The organism is Janthinobacterium psychrotolerans, from assembly GCF_001677885.1.
Lineage (GTDB): Bacteria > Pseudomonadota > Gammaproteobacteria > Burkholderiales > Burkholderiaceae_D > Janthinobacterium > Janthinobacterium psychrotolerans.
The window spans coordinates 1-15,519 of record NZ_LOCQ01000033.1 but is presented as its reverse complement, the minus strand read 5'-3'; the positions used below and the strand labels follow the sequence as shown (position 1 = coordinate 15,519).

The following is a 15,519-nucleotide window of genomic DNA, read 5'->3' as shown; positions in this document are numbered from 1 at the left end:
CAACTTGCGTCTCGACACCTGACAAAACCGTAGCGAGCGGAAGGATAGACGGCTAAGAAGCGCAACCGTGCCAAGGCACGGTGAGCATCGCAGGCTGCCTGTACCGATGCGCAGCAGGTTTGGTCAGGTGTCCTTCAGACAGGGGTCTTGAAGATGGGATCGACGATGAATTGCTGCGCCTTGATGCGCAAGGTGCGCTCTTCATCGAGTTCGGCGCGCGTCTCTCCCAGTTCTTCGCGTTCGGCTTCCAGTTCCAGGCGCGCCGTGGCCAGTTCGGTTTCCACGCGAGTCAGGGTTTCCAGTTTCAGCTGGGCTGCGATCAGCTCGGCGCGCGCCGTTTCCGCCGCCGCTTCCAGGCGCGGAATGCCTTCGAGCTTGAACTGCGCCTTGGCCAGGTCCATGCGCGCCTGCTCGGCCGCTTCTTCCAGGCGCGGCAGGCCTTCCAGGCGCAGCTGGGCCTTGGCCAGGTCGGTGCGGGCCTGGTTGGCCACCTGGCGCTCGCGCTCGAGTTCGGCGCGCAAGGTCTCCAGTTCGCCGGCCTGCAGCTCGAGCAATTCCTGCTGGCGCTCGTTCTCGCTGGCCAGGTCCATCAGTTCCTGTTGATTGTCGTTCATCTCGGCGTCATGCGCAGTCTGGCTGGCGGTCAATTCCTGTCCTACAAAATCGAGTATGGCCTGGCGCAGCACGGGCGACAGTTCGGCCGCGGCGGCGATCTGGCGCTGGGCGCCGGCCTTGCGCCTTTGCAGCAACTTGCTGATGGTACCCAGGCAGGCGACGCCGCCGAGTTTTTCGCGCAGCGCGCGCACCGTGATGGCCTGGCCTTCGGCCGCCATCGCATCCATCGCCGCATTGATCTGTTCCACGCCTGCTTTTGCCATGATCGTTCTCGTCTACGTTGCCTGTGGCCGGGAAGCCGCATTGCTCTGGGGCATCATCTTATGCCAGCGGCGGCATAGCGTAAAGTATTTCTCAACAGAAATTGCAATTGCACAACAGAAGCTTGATCCAGGTGATGCCGGCCGCCTTTACTCCTCCAGCAAGCCATTGTCGGACAGCGTGTCCTGGATCAATTCCAGCCGCAGCACGGGATTTTCCTGGCTCAGCAGCAACTGCTTCTGCACCGGCGTCAGCGACAGCAGCTCGCACCAGCGATTCGCTACCCAGCCGCATTCATCGAGCCGGTACGGCGGCTGGATCGGCATCTGGTCCATGGGAATTTTTTGTTCCTGCAAGGTACGGATCAGGGCGCCCAGGGCGTCGGCCACGTTCTGCTGTTCGCGCGGAACCGGCACCGCCCTATCGCCGGGCAATAACTCGACCTGCGCCATCCACAAGCCGGTTTTCATCTGCTCACTGGAAACAATCTGGAAGCGCTGCGTGCCCATGCATTTGATCTGCAGCAGGCCGGACAAGGGCGCGGCCCAGTCGATCACGCGCGCCAGGGTGCCGACCTGGGCCAGCGTCTCGTGCTGGCCAGGCTTGCGCACCTCGGCGCCGTCTAGCAGCTGCACCACGCCGAAGGGCTGCTCGCCCGTGATGCATTTGCGTATCATGTCCAGGTAGCGCACCTCGAAGATCTGCAAGGGCAGATAACCATCGGGATACAGCACGGTATTGAGCGGGAACAAGGGTATCGAGGTCATGCCCTCATGATGGCATGAATGCGCGCGGCGTGCAGCACGACTCGACCGCCGAGTCTACTTGTAAAAGCGGCGCTTGGCCGCGCGTTCGGCCGCCTTGGGCGCCAGCACCTTGACCGGCTTTTTCTGGATCGCCCCGCCGGCCGCCGTGCCCGGCACGCGGTGCTCGGCCTCGAAGCCCGGCTCTTCGCTGCGTTTCAGGGTCTGGCGCGTCAGCGCTTCGACCGCCGACAGCAGCTCCACCTCATCGGCGCAGACCAGCGAAATCGCTTCGCCGGTGGCGCCGGCGCGGCCGGTGCGGCCGATGCGGTGGATATAGTCCTCGGCCACGGTCGGCAAGTCGAAATTGACCACCTGTGGCAGTTGCTCGATATCGAGGCCGCGCGCGGCCACGTCGGTGGCCACCAGCACCTGCACTTCCCTGGCCTTGAAGCGGGCCAGCGCGCGCAATCGGTTCGGCTGGGTCTTGTCGCCGTGAATCGAATCGGCGCGCACGCCCTGCTCCAGCAAGGTTTTCACCAGCACCTCGACGCCTTTGCGGGTTTTCACGAACACCAGTACCTGGCCCCAGCGTTTTTTCTTCAGCAGATGCAGGAACAGTTCCGGCTTGCGCTTCTTGTCGCACACGATCACCGACTGTTTCACGGCTTTCACCGTGCTGTTGCGCGGGCTGACCTCGACCGACAGCGGGTCTTTCAGCATGGTCTTGGCCATGGCGCGGATGGCGTCCGAGAACGTGGCCGAAAACAGCAGGGTCTGGCGCTGCTTGGGCATGGTCATCAGCAGCAGATCGAGTTCGCGCTCGAAACCGAGATCGAGCATGCGGTCGGCTTCGTCGAGCACCAGGGTCTGCAGCTGCTCGAACTTGATGGCGCCCTGTGACTGCAGGTCGAGCAGGCGGCCCGGCGTGGCCACCAGCACGTCGAGCCCCTTGCGCAGTTTGGCTGTTTGCGGTTCGATCGGCACGCCACCGTAGGCGACGAAACTGCGCAGCGGCAAGTTGCCGCCATAGCTGAGAAAGCTCGCATAGACCTGCTCGGCCAGTTCGCGCGTGGGCACCAGCACCAGCACGCGCACGCACTGCGGCGCCACCATGCCTTCCAGTGTCAGGCGCTGCAGCAGCGGCACGGCAAAGCCCGCCGTCTTGCCGGTGCCGGTCTGGGCGGCGGCCATCAGGTCGCGCCCGGCCAGCACCGCGGGGATCGCCTGCGCCTGCACGGGGGTCGGCTTGGCATAGCCGAGCTCGTCAAGTTTGCGGACCAGGGGATCGATCAGGCCGAGGGAGGAAAACGTCATGGGGAACCTTGCAGCAGTATAAGGACAGCGTATCGGAAGCCGCGATTATAGGACAAGGCGGGCCAGCAAGGTCCACCGCAACAGCGTTGCCCTGCAAGATTGTTTCTTTAAAACTTCATTTCCATGGTCGCGCGCGCCTGTGGCGCCGTGCCCGAGACGCCGGCGCGTATCATGCTGCCGTGAGCATCGGCATAGGCACTGTTGCTTTCATAATCTTGCGCCAGCAGGTTCGATACGGCCAGGCGCAGCTGGTGCTTCGGATTGAATTTCCATAGCGCATACAGGTCGAGATCGCGCCGTGGCGAACTGTAGGCGTATTGCTGCGGCGTGATGCGCACCGGGCCGCCGCCGGTAAAGCTCAGGCTGCCGCCGGTGGTCAGCATGCCGCCCGGCGTCTTGTAGTCGATGCCGACGGTGCCGCTGACCGGCGTTTGCTGGTCGAGCCGGTTGTTCGGCCCTGGCACCTGCGCCACTTGCGACCAGTTGCGGTTGATGCTGGCGCGCAAGTCGATCGCCGGCGCCGTCGCCCCCTGCACTGCGCGCAAGGGAAATTTCGCTTCAAGGCCCAGCGTCCGCGTGTTGGCGCGGCCGTCGTTGACGGGCGTGGAGACCCAGCGTCCGTCCTGCCACAGCAGGCCCTGGCGCGTATAGCCGTCGATGCGGCGCGCCGAGGCGCGCGCACTGAGCAAGGCGCCTTCGGCCCAGTAATGGTCGTACGAAGCGTCGACGCCCAGCGCCAGTTCCGGTTTCAGTTGCGGGTTGCCCTGGCGGTCGGGTTCGAACTGGCTATTGTTGGTCGAGATGCTGCGGCGCGGCACCAGGCTGGACGTCGACGGCGCCTTGTAAGTGCGCGTCAGGGCCAGGCGCAGCTGGTCACCCTTGGTATCGGGCAATTTCCACAGGGTCTGCAGCAGCGGGCTCCAGACACTGCTGCGCTGCCCGACATCCTCGAAACGGTTGCCCGAGGTACGGGTGGCAATGCCTTCCCAGCGCAGTCCCGCATACATCGACCAGCGCGGCGTGATATCCCATTCGTCCTGCGCGTACAGGGCCAGCAAGTTGACATGGGCCGCGAAGTTGTCATCGCTGGCAAGCGGAACGTCTCCGCCCGCCACAGCGCGCTGTCGTTCGTGGCGCTCTTCCTCGCGCCGGCTGACAGTACCATCCCAGCCAGTCGACAGCGCATGGCCCGGCATCCAGGGCGAGTAAAACTTGCCGCTCGATGACAAGGTTTTGTACGTCGCCCCGACCTCCACCTTGCGGTCCAGCGCCAGCCCCAGGCCGTCGATATCGCCCAGGGTGGCGCTCCCGGTCGAACTGTTGCTGACCATGCCGCGCAAGCCCAGTTCCAGTTTGGCGCCACCGTCCAGCTTGTGTACCCAGCCGAGGTCGGCACGGCCGAACCGCTGGCGAGTTCGATTGCGGCTGTCGTCGTTATCGACGTCGGGCCGCGCGCCCAGCAAGGTTTCCGTGTGGTAGTTGCTGTGGCTGTTGCTACGGCCGGCATTGAGAAAAAACTGCGCTGTGAAACTGTCGCCACCGGCGCTATTCCAGTTCAGCCGTGGCGCCAGGTTGACGCCTTCGGAGCGTCCGCCGCCACCGCCACTGATCAGGCGCAACAGGTTTTGCTGGCCATCGGGCAAATAAGCGAGATCCAGCGCGGGACTGTCGTGAAGGCCGCCAGCATCGTAGTCGTAGCGGTACACCGAGGCGGACAGCGAATACGACAACCGGCCATCCTTGTCCGACCATTGCAAGCTGCCATTGCGCGAAAATGCATCGCGTCCGCCGCCCATGCCCAGCTTGATCTCGCGCTGCGCTGTTTTCACGGTGTTTTTCAGCACCACATTGATGGTGCCGGCGATCGACTGCGTGCTGTACTCGGCGCTGGCCGCGTGCAGGATCTCGATGCGCTCGATCAGTTCGGGCGCCAGGCTGTCGAGCGAAAAACCGGCCGGCGCCCGTTCGCCGTTGAGCAGTATCTGCGTGTAGCCGCTGCCCAGGCCCCGCATGCGGATCTCGCCACCCTGCCGTCCGGCCGCGCCGGTCACGGTAATGCCGGGCAGGCGCTTGAGCACATCGGTGACGGTGGTGTCGCCGTATTTCAACATTTCGTCGCTGCCCACCACCATCTTGCTGGCCGTATCGTCGCGGCGCGGATCGTAGGCGCCGCCCTTCACTTCCACTTGCTGCACCGGCTCGGCCTGCGGCGTGTTCTCGGCAGGCCTGGGGCCGTCCTGGGGTGCTTGCTGCGCCCAGGTATTGCAGACAAACAGAATGGCAGCACCGCACACGGCAACACGAAAGAAGGGCAAACAGACTGGCATAGGGATAAGTTGAAGTGGCGCGATACCGGAAGCGGGCAGCGGCATTTTGCGGCATTTTTCGCATGGCGAGACAGTTTCCAAAAAATATATCCTGCAACCTGGAAAATGGCTTGCCGGCCAGCGAACGCAATTGCCGGATTCGCCCTCGCCACCCGACACCGCTATAATGCGTTTACATCATTGTTTCCCTCCCCTCAAAGGCCCCCTATCGTGTCCGACCGTCTTGCCGTCCTGCCCCAATATCTGCTGCCCAAGAGCGCGTTGACCAATTTCGCCGGCCGCGTCGCCGGCGCCAGGGGCGGCGCCATGACCACCCGGCTGATCCGCTGGTTCGTCGGCCGCTATAACGTCAACATGGACGAGGCGCTCGATTCGGACGTCACGCACTACACCAGCTTCAACGACTTTTTTACGCGCGCGCTGCGTCCCGGCGTGCGTCCGATCGCGCAAGCCGATTATGTCTGCCCGGTTGACGGGCGCATCAGCCAGTTCGGCGCCATCGACAAGGACCAGATCTTCCAGGCCAAGGGCCATCAGTTCACCACCACCGCGCTGGTCGGCGGCGACGCTGCGCTGGCGGCGCAATTCGAGCATGGCAGCTTTGCCAACCTGTACCTGAGCCCGCGCGACTACCACCGCATTCACATGCCATGCGACGGCCGCCTGACGCGCATGATCTATGTGCCGGGCGAATTGTTTTCCGTGAACCCGACCACCGCGCGCGGCATTCCGGGCCTGTTCGCCCGCAACGAACGCGTGGTGTGCGTGTTCGACACCGCCAACGGCCCTTTCGTGATGACCCTGGTCGGCGCCACCATCGTCGGCAGCATGGCCACCGTCTGGCACGGCGTGGTCAACCCGCCGCGCTCGGGGCAAGTGCGCGACTGGAGCTATGCCAACGACCATATCGTGCTGAAAAAAGGCGAGGAACTGGGCCGCTTCCTGCTGGGCTCGACCGTCGTCATGCTGTTCCCGAAAGACAGCTTGCGATTCAACCCGGCGTGGCAACCGGCCGGGCCGGTGCAGCTCGGTGAAGTGATGGGTAATTTACCGAAGTAAAGCATTCAGACAGGCATGCTCGCCTCGTACATTTCCGCCATCATATCGAGGAATGCACGCGTCTTGGCCGGCATCAGCCGCCGGCCAGGAAACACGGCCCAGCCCGTGACCAGCGGAAAATTCCACTCCGGCAACACCCGCACCAGTTCCCCCGTCTGCAGATAAGCCTTGGCGAAGCGGTCGGTGCTGGCCGCAATCCCCACACCCGTGCAGGCCATGCGCACCAGCAATTCCGGCGAATTGGCCAGCAGGCGCACCGGCAGTTCGCGCTCCCAACTCGTCTTGCCACGTATCAAGGTCCAGCGCACCAGGCCGTGCGCCGTGGGCGGCAAGCTGAGCAAATCGTGCCGGAACAGATCATCCGGGTGCTCGGGCAGGCCATGCACGCTGGTGTATTGCGGCGAGGCATACAGCGCCAGCGTGCTGAAGGCCACGCGGCGCGCCGCCAGGCTGGCGTCGTCGGGCAGCTTGCCCATGCGGATGGCCAGGTCAAAGTGTTCTTCCAATAAATCCACGCGGCGCGCCGACAAATCGAGTTCCAGCGAAATCGCCGGATAGCGGCGCACGAATTCGGCCAGCACCTGGCGCATCAGGGTATCGGCAAAATCGGCCGGCATCGAGATGCGCAGCAAGCCGCTGGGCCCGGCCTGGCGGTGCTGGGCCAGCGCGCCGGCCGCCTCGGTTTCTTCCACCACCTTGCGCGCGTGTTCGAGCAGGCTGGCGCCAAATTCGGTCAGCACCAGCTTGCGCGTGGTCCGCTGCAACAGGCGTTCGCCCAGCTTGCCTTCGAGTAGTGAAATACGGCGTGACAGGGTGGACTTGGGCAAGTCCACGCGCTCGGCGGCGCGCGAAAAACTGCCGCATTCCACCACGCGGGCAAACAGCAGCAAATCGCCGGGATCGATGTCCATGGTGTCCTTATTGTTCCATCAATGGATTAATGTTATCCATTTTAACGGCTTCCGCATCGATTTTGGAATTGCTATAGTTCATTCATCGCAAGACACCTCACTCACACGGAGAAACAAGATGAACATCCTGCAAATCAATTCCAGCGCCCGCAGCACCGGTTCCGCCTCCACCCGCCTGGCCGACGCCCTGGTTGCCAGGGTTGTCGCCGCCAACCCCGGCGCCGCCGTGGTGCGCCGCGACCTGGCCGCCCAGCCGCATCCGATGCTCGATGAAGCAACCCTGCAGGCGCTGTTCACGCCGGCGGAGCAGCGTAGCGCCGAACAGGCTGCCCGCATCGCGCTTGACGACGCCCTGATCGCCCAGGTGCAGGCGGCCGACGTGATCGTGGTCGGCGCGCCGATGTACAACTTCGGCATCACCGTGCAACTGAAAAGCTGGTTCGACGCGATTGCCCGCGCCAACGTCACCTTCAAGTACACGGAAAAAGGCCCGGTCGGCCTGCTGACCGGCAAGAAAGTCCTGGTAGGCCTGTCGCGTGGCGGCCTGCACCGTGGCGGCGCCACCGACAGCCAGGTGCCTTACCTGAACACCATGTTCGGTTTCCTGGGCCTCACCGACGTGCAGTATGTGTATTCGGAAGGCATGGGCATGGGTCCGGAAGCCGTCGCCAAGGCGCAAGCCCAGGCGGACGCCGAGATCAACGCCATCCTCGTGTAATCGTTTCATACTGAGAACTGGAGAGCATCATGAACGATATCACTACCGCCACCACAGTCACCACCGCGCGCACCGTCGAGCGCGTCATTGCCGGCCAGGCCGTCATGGATGGCGCCGGCGTGAAGATCAACCGCGTGTTGACGCAGCAATTGCAGCGCCGCCTCGATCCGTTCCTGATGCTCGACAATTTTGCCAGCGACCAGCCGAACGACTATATCGCCGGCTTCCCCGAGCACCCGCACCGCGGCTTTGAAACCGTGTCCTACATGATCACGGGCCGCATGCGCCACCGCGACAGCGCCGGCCACGAAGGCCTGCTGACCTCGGGCGGCGTGCAATGGATGACGGCTGGCAGCGGCGTGATCCACTCGGAAATGCCGGAACAGGAAGCAGGCGTGATGGAAGGCTTTCAACTGTGGCTGAACCTGCCCGCCAGCGACAAGATGCGCACGCCCTGGTACCGCGATTTCGACAGCGGCGAGATCCCGCGCTACACCACCGATGCAGGCGTGGCGGTGCAGGTGATTGCCGGCAGCAGCCATGGCGTGGCCGGCGCGGTGCAGCGTGAACGCACCGAACCGCTGTACCTCGATATCGACCTGCCGGCGGGCAGCAGCTTCGAGCAGCCCTTGCCGCCCGGCCATAACGCCTTTCTGTACACTTTCCGGGGTGCGGTCGAGGTTGACGGCAAGGCGGTGCCGGCCCTGCGCATGGCGATTTTCGCCAACACACCGGGCAGCGACGGCGTGCGCATCACGGCGTCCGAAGGCGGCCGCGTGATCCTGCTGGCCGGCCAGCCATTGAACGAGCCGATCGCGCAATATGGCCCCTTCGTGATGAATACCCAGGCCGAAGTATTCCAGGCGGTGCAGGACTTCCGTGAGGGCAAGTTCGGCGAAACTGCCGCCACTGCGTAAATGTCGGCGGCTTGAAGAAACCTGCATCGCTCACGCCATGCAGGTTTTTTTACGCCTGCCGTTCTCGCGGCGCGCCGGCCTTTCCTTTACACTGGCGGCAAGATCATTCCACGAAGCACGCCATGCACGACAAGCACGACCATGACCACACCCATCTGCACGCCCACCTGAAAGGCGACGCCAAGCACACGCACTCGTTCACGGGGCGCAAGCAAAGCGTGCTGGCGTGGGCGCTGGGCTTGACCTTGTCGTTTGCCGGCGTCGAAGTGGCGTTCGGCTTCCTGTCCCATTCGCTGGCATTGATTTCCGACGCCGGCCATATGGTGACGGACGCGGCCGCGCTGGGCCTGGCGCTGCTGGCCCAGGTCATCGCGCGCCGCCCGCCCTCGCCGCGCCACTCGTTCGGCTTTGGCCGCGCCGAAGCCCTCGCCGCCTTTGTCAACGGCCTGGCCATGCTGTGCGTGGTGGGCTGGATCTGCTATGAAGCGGTGCTGCGCTTTTCCTCGCCCGAAGCCGTGCATGGTGACACGGTGGTGGTGGTGGCGGTGATCGGCCTGGCGATCAACGTGGTGGTGGCGTGGGTGCTGTCGAAAGACAAGGAAAGCGTCAATACGCGCGCCGCGCTGGTGCACGTGATGGGCGACCTGCTCGGCTCAGTGGCCGCCATCGCCGCCGGCGCCGTGATCTATTTCACGGGCTGGATGCGGATCGACCCGCTGCTGTCGGTGCTGGTGTCACTGCTGATTTTGAAATCGACCTTTGGCGTGTTGAAGGACTCGTACCACTTCCTGATGGAAGGCGTACCGCAGCAGATCGACTACCTGCAGGTGGGCGCCGACGTCGAGAGAATCCCGGGCGTGCTGTCAGTGCATGACCTGCACGTGTGGGACATGTCGCCGGGCCAGCCGGCGCTGATCGGCCACGTGCAGATCGAACACCTGGACCAGTGGCCGTCCGTGCTGCGCGCCATCAAGAAAATGCTGCTGGCCAGCCATGGCATCGACCATATCACCCTGCAGCCGGAGACAACGGCGATGGCGGGCTTGCATCAGGGCGACAAGACGCACTGATGCGGCAGGCTTAGCTGCGCCTTGCCTCGAGCACGCCACTGACATCCTTGATCACATTCAAGGCTTTCAGCAACTGCGCCGTCGCGCTGATTTCGGCCGTGAAGGTCATGCGGGCCTGGCCCTTGGCGCTTTGGGTGTTGACGCCGATAACGTTGATTTTCTCGCGCGAGAAAATCTCGGAGATATCGCGCAGCAGGCCCTGGCGGTCACCGGCGAGAATGAAGATGTCGACCGGGTACACCGTATCGTGGCCGCCGGTGCTGCCCCATTCGGTGAAGATCACGCGCTCGGGCGCCTTGGCGCGCATTTCCTCGAAATTCTTGCAGGTGGCGCGGTGGATCGAGACGCCCTTGCCGCGCGTGACAAAACCGACGATGCTGTCCGGCGGCGCCGGCTTGCAGCACTTGGCCAGCACCGTCATCAGGCCTTCGGTGCCCACCACCAGCACGCCGGACTTGGCGCCCTGCTCCACGCTGGAGGCGCGGCTTTTGCCGACCAGCACCGCGTCTTCCGGCTCGACCACTTCGCCATTGTCGTGCAGCGCCTGCTCCACATGGCGCAGGCTGAATTCGTCCTTGCCGACCGACAGGAACAGTTCATCGACCTTGCCAAAGCCCAGTTTGTGCGCCAGCGCTTCGAGGTTGACGGCCGTCTTGCCTTCGCGCTGCAGCGATTTTTCCACCAGCGCGCGGCCGTGGCCCAGGGTTTCCTGGATATCGATGGCATGGAACCAGGCGCGGATTTTCGAGCGCGTGCGGGTGCTGACGGCGTAGCCGGCGCCGAGCCAGTCGCGCGACGGCCCGGCCGTGCCAGGCGCGCCCTTGGCGGTAATGATTTCGCAGGTCTGGCCGTTTTTCAGCTGGGTGTTCAGGGGCACCATCACGCCGTCGACCTTGGCGCCGCGGCAGCGGTGGCCGACATCGCTGTGCAGGTGGTAGGCAAAGTCGACCGGCGTGGCGCCGACCGGCAACTCGAGCACGCGCGCCTGCGGCGTCATGACGAAAATGCGGTCGTCCAGCGTGGCCGACTTGAGCTTTTCCACCCATTCGCGCTGGATTTCTTCCTGGCCGACGACGGCGTCGGCCACATCGCTTTTCCAGGCCAGCAGCTGGCGCAGCCAGGCGATTTTTTCGTCGTATTTTTGGCCGGCAAAGTTCGAGCCGCCCTCTTCCTTGTAGCGCCAGTGCGCGGCCACGCCGTATTCAGCAAAGCTGTGCATTTCATTGGTGCGGATTTGTACTTCCAGCGGCCGGCCGTCGTCGGCCGTCACCACCGTGTGCAGCGACTGGTAACCATTCGGTTTCGGTCGCGAGATATAGTCGTCGAATTCCTTGGGGATCGGGGTCCAGATATTGTGCACCACGCCCAGCACGGTGTAGCAGGTTTTCACGTCGGCGACGATCACGCGAAACGCGCGCACGTCATACAGGGCCGTGAAATCGAGTTCCTTGCCGCGCATCTTGTTCCAGATGCTGTAGATATGTTTCGGGCGGCCAAATACTTCGGCGGCGATACCGGCCGCAGCCAGCTCGGTTTGCAGACGCAGAATCGCCGAGGACACAAAGCCCTCGCGCATCATGCGCTTTTCTTCCAGCATCTTGGCGATGCGCTTGTACGCTTCCGGTTCGATGAAACGGAACGACAGGTCTTCCAGCTCCCACTTCAGCTGCCAGATGCCGAGCCGGTTGGCCAGCGGCGCGTACAGGTCCAGGGTTTCCCGGCCATACTCGCGCGTCATGTCGTTGAACAGCTTCAGTTCGGCGAAATAGCGCAGGGTGGTCACGCACGACGCCAGGCGCACCAGCACCACGCGCATGTCCGAGGCCATCGCCAGCAGCATCTTGCGCAGGGTTTCCACTTGCGCCACGGCTTGCTGGGCCGCATTCTTGCCGCGCCCACCGGCACCGCCCGCATGCGAGGTCTGGGTCAGCGCGCGCAGCCGTATCAGCTGGCGCACGCCGGTGGCCAGGTCGCACACCTGCTTGCCGAAGCGCGGCTCGATATCGGCCGCCGTATCGGGTTCGAGCATGGTCAGCTCGAACATCAGGCCGGCAATCCGGGTTTCCGCATCGCTGCGCAGGAACGCCAGGGTGGTGGCCACGCCGATGGCGAAGTCGAGCGCCGGGCGGCCGGCAAAGGTCAGCTTGTCGCCATACGCCTCGGTGGCATAGGCGAGCGCATCGAGCACGCGCGCGCTGTCCGGCGCACTCAGGCCCTCGACCAGTTGTTCCGTGGTGGCGCTATTGGGGGCCGAAGTGGAAACCATGGTGGCCTTAGCGTTCTGCGGCGATGATGACGATTTCAACCAGGCATGCCGGATTGGCCAGTTTGGCTTCGACGGTGGCGCGCGGCGGCGTGTGGCTTGATGCCACCCAGTCGTCCCACACCTCATTCATGCCGGCGAAGTGCTGCATGTCGGCGAGATAGATCTGGCACGACAGGATGCAGGTCTTGTCGCTGCCCGCTTCCATCAGCAGGCGGTCGACATGGCCCAGCACTTCGCGGGTCTGGCCATTGATATCCTGGGTGGTGTCTTCGGCGATCTGGCCGGCCAGGTAAATGGTGCCGTTATGGATGGCGACTTCGGACAGGCGTTTGCCTACGTGCAAGCGGGTAATTTCCATGCTGTTTCTTTCGTTTGTTTCAAAATCGGTAAAACTTTATTTGTTCAACAAAAACTGGCGCACGATGGCGATCTGCTCGTCGTGGATAAAGGTGGGCGCATGGCCGACGCCGGCAATTTCCACCAACTGCGCTTTCGGGCCACGCTGCAGCATGGCTTGCGCCGTGGCGTGCGTCAGCAGGTCCGATTCGGCGCCGCGCACCAGCAGGGTCGGGCAGCGCACGGCGTCATAGGCGGCCCACAGCATGGCTTCGTCGCGGGCGGCGGACTCCGGCGTGGCCGAGCGGAACGGCAGCGCCAGGCCCATGTCGTAATGGCGGCGCCAGTAGCCGTCCTGGTCCTGGCGCAGCACGTCCTGCGCCAGCTTGTGCCATTCCGCATCCGTATGCGGACCGAAACTGGCCGATACGGTGCGCACAAAATCGGCGCCCTGTTCAAAGGTGTCGAAACGCAGATCCTGGCCGATATAGTCGCCGATGCGCTGCAAGGCTTCCGGCGCCAGGGTCGGGCCGATATCGTTGAGGATCAGCTTGCTGACCGGACTGTGCGGCAAGGACGCCAGGCCCAGCCCGATCAGGCCACCCATCGAGGTGCCGAACCAGTCCACCGTCTGGCGCTCGCCCTTGGCCAGCACGCGCGCCAGCAAGGTCACCATGTCGCTCACATATTGCGGCACGCGGTAGAACTCGGGATTGGCCAGCCAGCCGGAACGTCCGCGGCCGACCACGTCGGGGCAGATCACGCGGTAGTCGCTGGCCATGGCCTGCGCCAGGCTGTCGAAATCATCGCCCACGCGCGTGACGCCGTGGGCGCACACCAGCACGTTGGGATTGTCGGGCGCGCCCCATTCTTTGTAGGACATGCTGTGCAGGCCGGCCGGGGAAATGCACTGGACGGACTGGATACGCTCTTCGATCATGCTCATTCCGGGTAGGTACAACGATGGAAAAACAGCGGCGCGCCGCCAGCCATGAAGGGGGCCGCGCGCAAGCCTCTGGCGAAGTGTAGCGCAGCGCGGGCAATGCTCCAAGCGCACGCCTGATTTAGGCCGGCTTTGCTGCGGCGCAGCATGTGCCGCACTGCATTGCCATCCTTAAATACCCGATATACAAAATGTGCATATCTGCGGTTATCCACAATTGAGCGGCCGAACCAATGCGCGGATGATCGCATCCATCAACCCGCAAGAGGAGACTTCCGTGAAAAAACCATTCTACAAAATCCTGTATGTACAGGTGCTGTTCGCCATCGTGGCGGGCGTGCTGCTGGGGGTGTTCTATCCATCGAACGCCGTCGACATGAAGCCGCTCGGCGATGGCTTCATCAAACTGATCAAGATGATCATCGCACCGGTGATTTTCTGTACCGTGGTGTCCGGCATCGCCGGCATGCAGGACGTCAAGAAAATCGGCCGCGTCGGCGGCAAGGCCCTGATCTACTTCGAAGTCGTCTCCACCTTCGCCCTGGCCATCGGCCTGCTGGTTGCTAACATCCTGAAACCGGGCGCCGGCTTCAATGCCGATCCGGCCCACCTCGATGCCAAGTCGATCGAGCAATACACGCATGCCCAGGGCATGACGACCACCGACTTCGTGATGAACATCATCCCGAAAACCTTCGTCGATGCGTTCGCCAAGGGCGACATCCTGCAAGTGCTGTTGATCGCCATCCTGTTCGGCTTTTCGCTGTCGCTGCTCGGTGAGCGTGGCCGTCCGGTCACCAAGCTGATCGACGAACTGTCGCACGCCATCTTCGGCATGGTCAACATCATCATGAAAGTCGCTCCGATCGGCGCCTTCGGTGCGATGGCCTTTACCATCGGCAAATACGGCCTGGCGTCGCTGATCCCGCTGGCCAAGCTGATGGGTTCGTTCTACCTGACCTGCTTCCTGTTCGTGTTCGTGGTGCTGGGCCTGATCGCCCGCTACACCGGCTTCTCGATTACCCGCTTCCTGGCCTATATCAAGGAAGAGCTGCTGATCGTCCTGGGCACCAGTTCGTCGGAATCGGCACTGCCGGCCCTGATGAAAAAACTCGAACGCCTGGGCTGCTCCAAGCCGGTCGTCGGCCTGGTGGTCCCTACCGGCTACTCGTTCAACCTGGACGGCACCAATATCTACATGACCATGGCCGCCCTGTTCGTGGCGCAAGCCACCAACACCGAACTGACCATCTGGCAGGAACTGACCATTCTGGGCGTGGCGATGCTGACCTCGAAAGGCGCCTCCGGCATCACCGGCGCCGGCTTCATCACCCTGGCCGCCACCCTGGCCGTGGTGCCGACGATCCCGGTGGCCGGCATGGCGCTGATCCTGGGCATCGACCGCTTCATGAGCGAATGCCGCGCGCTGACCAACTTCGTCGGCAACGGCGTGGCCACCATCGTGGTCTCGAAATGGGAAAAAGAACTGGATATGGACAAGCTGCACAGCGAACTGGCCAATCCGAGCAACCCGGCCGAAGACGACTACCTGGCGCCGGCACCCGCAGTCAATATCGTGAAGTAAGCTTTTACCTTGCTTGACGAAAAGCCCCGCAGAGCGATCTGCGGGGCTTTTTTCATGGGCGTCATCAATGCAGGGGCAATGTTGCATCAACACCGCCGCGAATGATCAACTGTCAAAAAAGAAGGCTATGTCACCATCAAATGTGGGAACGTCCCCAAAGTGGCCCTGAGCAAGCTTTCGGGGGACAATATTCTCCTGGCGTCGAGTATCCAGCGCCAGCCCAGGTAGTTGGGCAGGTAGCGCGTGGCCACGCCATGAAACGCACGCAGCCAGCCACGCAACCGGCTGTGATAGGCGTTGACATTCTGCACATGCACCGTGCCACGCACGCGGATGCCAGCGCGCAAGTTGACCGCCGCATGCTCGATGCCAATCTCCCTGGCAAAAGCGGGATAGGCAGGATGGCCATCGCTGACCAATAAAATGTCACGGTCGATCACCGGCGGCAGGC

Annotated in this window: 14 protein-coding genes; 5 read left to right on the top strand and 9 right to left on the bottom strand. The window is 63.3% G+C overall.

Annotated features, from left to right (window positions below; genetic code table 11):
• Window positions 1-134: 134 nt before the first annotated feature.
• The 4 genes from ASR47_RS01615 to ASR47_RS01600 all read right to left on the bottom strand — a co-directional run bounded on the left by ASR47_RS01615 (window position 135) and on the right by ASR47_RS01600 (window position 5,251).
• Window positions 135-878, bottom strand: a complete 744-nt coding sequence (locus ASR47_RS01615) for a DNA-binding protein (RefSeq protein WP_065306024.1) — start codon at window positions 876-878, stop codon at window positions 135-137.
• A 147-nt stretch (window positions 879-1,025) separates the two neighbouring features.
• A complete protein-coding gene (locus tag ASR47_RS01610; RefSeq protein ID WP_065306023.1) occupies window positions 1,026-1,643 on the bottom strand; it encodes an LON peptidase substrate-binding domain-containing protein in 618 nt (205 codons plus the stop codon).
• A 54-nt stretch (window positions 1,644-1,697) separates the two neighbouring features.
• Entirely contained in the window at window positions 1,698-2,936 is a 1,239-nt protein-coding gene (locus ASR47_RS01605; protein WP_065306022.1) for a DEAD/DEAH box helicase, read from the bottom strand.
• Between the two features lie 107 nt (window positions 2,937-3,043).
• Complete coding sequence (locus ASR47_RS01600; protein ID WP_245714227.1) at window positions 3,044-5,251, bottom strand: TonB-dependent receptor plug domain-containing protein; 2,208 nt, start codon at window positions 5,249-5,251, stop codon at window positions 3,044-3,046.
• A 222-nt stretch (window positions 5,252-5,473) separates the two neighbouring features.
• Here ASR47_RS01600 and asd point away from each other — a divergent pair, with 222 nt between their 5' ends.
• The gene (gene asd, locus ASR47_RS01595) at window positions 5,474-6,322 is read left to right on the top strand and encodes an archaetidylserine decarboxylase (protein ID WP_065306020.1); all 849 of its coding nucleotides are present in this window, start codon (window positions 5,474-5,476) and stop codon (window positions 6,320-6,322) included.
• Window positions 6,323-6,327: 5 nt separating this feature from the next.
• On the opposite strand, the gene ASR47_RS01590 is transcribed toward asd, so the two are convergent.
• Complete coding sequence (locus ASR47_RS01590; RefSeq protein WP_065306019.1) at window positions 6,328-7,233, bottom strand: LysR family transcriptional regulator; 906 nt, start codon at window positions 7,231-7,233, stop codon at window positions 6,328-6,330.
• A gap of 118 nt (window positions 7,234-7,351) precedes the next feature.
• Between ASR47_RS01590 and ASR47_RS01585 the strand changes: the two genes are divergently transcribed.
• The 3 genes from ASR47_RS01585 to ASR47_RS01575 all read left to right on the top strand — a co-directional run bounded on the left by ASR47_RS01585 (window position 7,352) and on the right by ASR47_RS01575 (window position 9,938).
• The gene (locus ASR47_RS01585) at window positions 7,352-7,951 is read left to right on the top strand and encodes an FMN-dependent NADH-azoreductase (protein WP_065306018.1); all 600 of its coding nucleotides are present in this window, start codon (window positions 7,352-7,354) and stop codon (window positions 7,949-7,951) included.
• A 29-nt stretch (window positions 7,952-7,980) separates the two neighbouring features.
• Complete coding sequence (locus ASR47_RS01580) at window positions 7,981-8,868, top strand: pirin family protein (protein ID WP_065306017.1); 888 nt, start codon at window positions 7,981-7,983, stop codon at window positions 8,866-8,868.
• 122 nt (window positions 8,869-8,990) lie between these two features.
• Window positions 8,991-9,938, top strand: a complete 948-nt coding sequence (locus ASR47_RS01575; RefSeq protein WP_065306016.1) for a cation diffusion facilitator family transporter — start codon at window positions 8,991-8,993, stop codon at window positions 9,936-9,938.
• A gap of 10 nt (window positions 9,939-9,948) precedes the next feature.
• On the opposite strand, the gene ASR47_RS01570 is transcribed toward ASR47_RS01575, so the two are convergent.
• From ASR47_RS01570 to ASR47_RS01560, 3 genes are read right to left on the bottom strand one after another with little or no spacing between them, the layout of a single operon-like run.
• Entirely contained in the window at window positions 9,949-12,204 is a 2,256-nt protein-coding gene (locus ASR47_RS01570; RefSeq protein ID WP_065306015.1) for a RelA/SpoT family protein, read from the bottom strand.
• A gap of 7 nt (window positions 12,205-12,211) precedes the next feature.
• Entirely contained in the window at window positions 12,212-12,562 is a 351-nt protein-coding gene (locus tag ASR47_RS01565; RefSeq protein ID WP_065306014.1) for a RidA family protein, read from the bottom strand.
• A 36-nt stretch (window positions 12,563-12,598) separates the two neighbouring features.
• On the bottom strand, window positions 12,599-13,480 hold the full coding sequence (locus ASR47_RS01560; RefSeq protein ID WP_065306013.1) for an alpha/beta fold hydrolase: 882 nt from the start codon (window positions 13,478-13,480) through the stop codon (window positions 12,599-12,601).
• A gap of 244 nt (window positions 13,481-13,724) precedes the next feature.
• Here ASR47_RS01560 and ASR47_RS01555 point away from each other — a divergent pair, with 244 nt between their 5' ends.
• Window positions 13,725-15,068: a dicarboxylate/amino acid:cation symporter gene (locus ASR47_RS01555; protein ID WP_217270514.1), complete on the top strand. Its 1,344-nt coding sequence runs from the start codon at window positions 13,725-13,727 to the stop codon at window positions 15,066-15,068.
• A gap of 125 nt (window positions 15,069-15,193) precedes the next feature.
• Here the strand turns inward: ASR47_RS01555 and ASR47_RS01550 are convergent.
• A partial coding sequence (locus ASR47_RS01550; RefSeq protein WP_150127629.1) for an IS1595 family transposase occupies window positions 15,194-15,519 on the bottom strand: 326 nt, incomplete at its 5' end.

Excerpts from the sequence above, each read along its gene's own strand:
- ASR47_RS01610 (WP_065306023.1), bottom strand. The coding sequence starts at position 1,643 with ATGACCTCGATACCCTTGTTCCCGCTCAATACCGTGCTGTATCCCGAT.
- ASR47_RS01605 (WP_065306022.1), bottom strand. The coding sequence starts at position 2,936 with ATGACGTTTTCCTCCCTCGGCCTGATCGATCCCCTGGTCCGCAAACTT.
- ASR47_RS01615 (WP_065306024.1), bottom strand. The coding sequence starts at position 878 with ATGGCAAAAGCAGGCGTGGAACAGATCAATGCGGCGATGGATGCGATG.
- ASR47_RS01590 (WP_065306019.1), bottom strand. The coding sequence starts at position 7,233 with ATGGACATCGATCCCGGCGATTTGCTGCTGTTTGCCCGCGTGGTGGAA.
- ASR47_RS01585 (WP_065306018.1), top strand. The coding sequence starts at position 7,352 with ATGAACATCCTGCAAATCAATTCCAGCGCCCGCAGCACCGGTTCCGCC.
- ASR47_RS01570 (WP_065306015.1), bottom strand. The coding sequence starts at position 12,204 with ATGGTTTCCACTTCGGCCCCCAATAGCGCCACCACGGAACAACTGGTC.
- ASR47_RS01555 (WP_217270514.1), top strand. The coding sequence starts at position 13,725 with ATGATCGCATCCATCAACCCGCAAGAGGAGACTTCCGTGAAAAAACCA.
- ASR47_RS01580 (WP_065306017.1), top strand. The coding sequence starts at position 7,981 with ATGAACGATATCACTACCGCCACCACAGTCACCACCGCGCGCACCGTC.
- ASR47_RS01565 (WP_065306014.1), bottom strand. The coding sequence starts at position 12,562 with ATGGAAATTACCCGCTTGCACGTAGGCAAACGCCTGTCCGAAGTCGCC.
- ASR47_RS01575 (WP_065306016.1), top strand. The coding sequence starts at position 8,991 with ATGCACGACAAGCACGACCATGACCACACCCATCTGCACGCCCACCTG.
- ASR47_RS01560 (WP_065306013.1), bottom strand. The coding sequence starts at position 13,480 with ATGATCGAAGAGCGTATCCAGTCCGTCCAGTGCATTTCCCCGGCCGGC.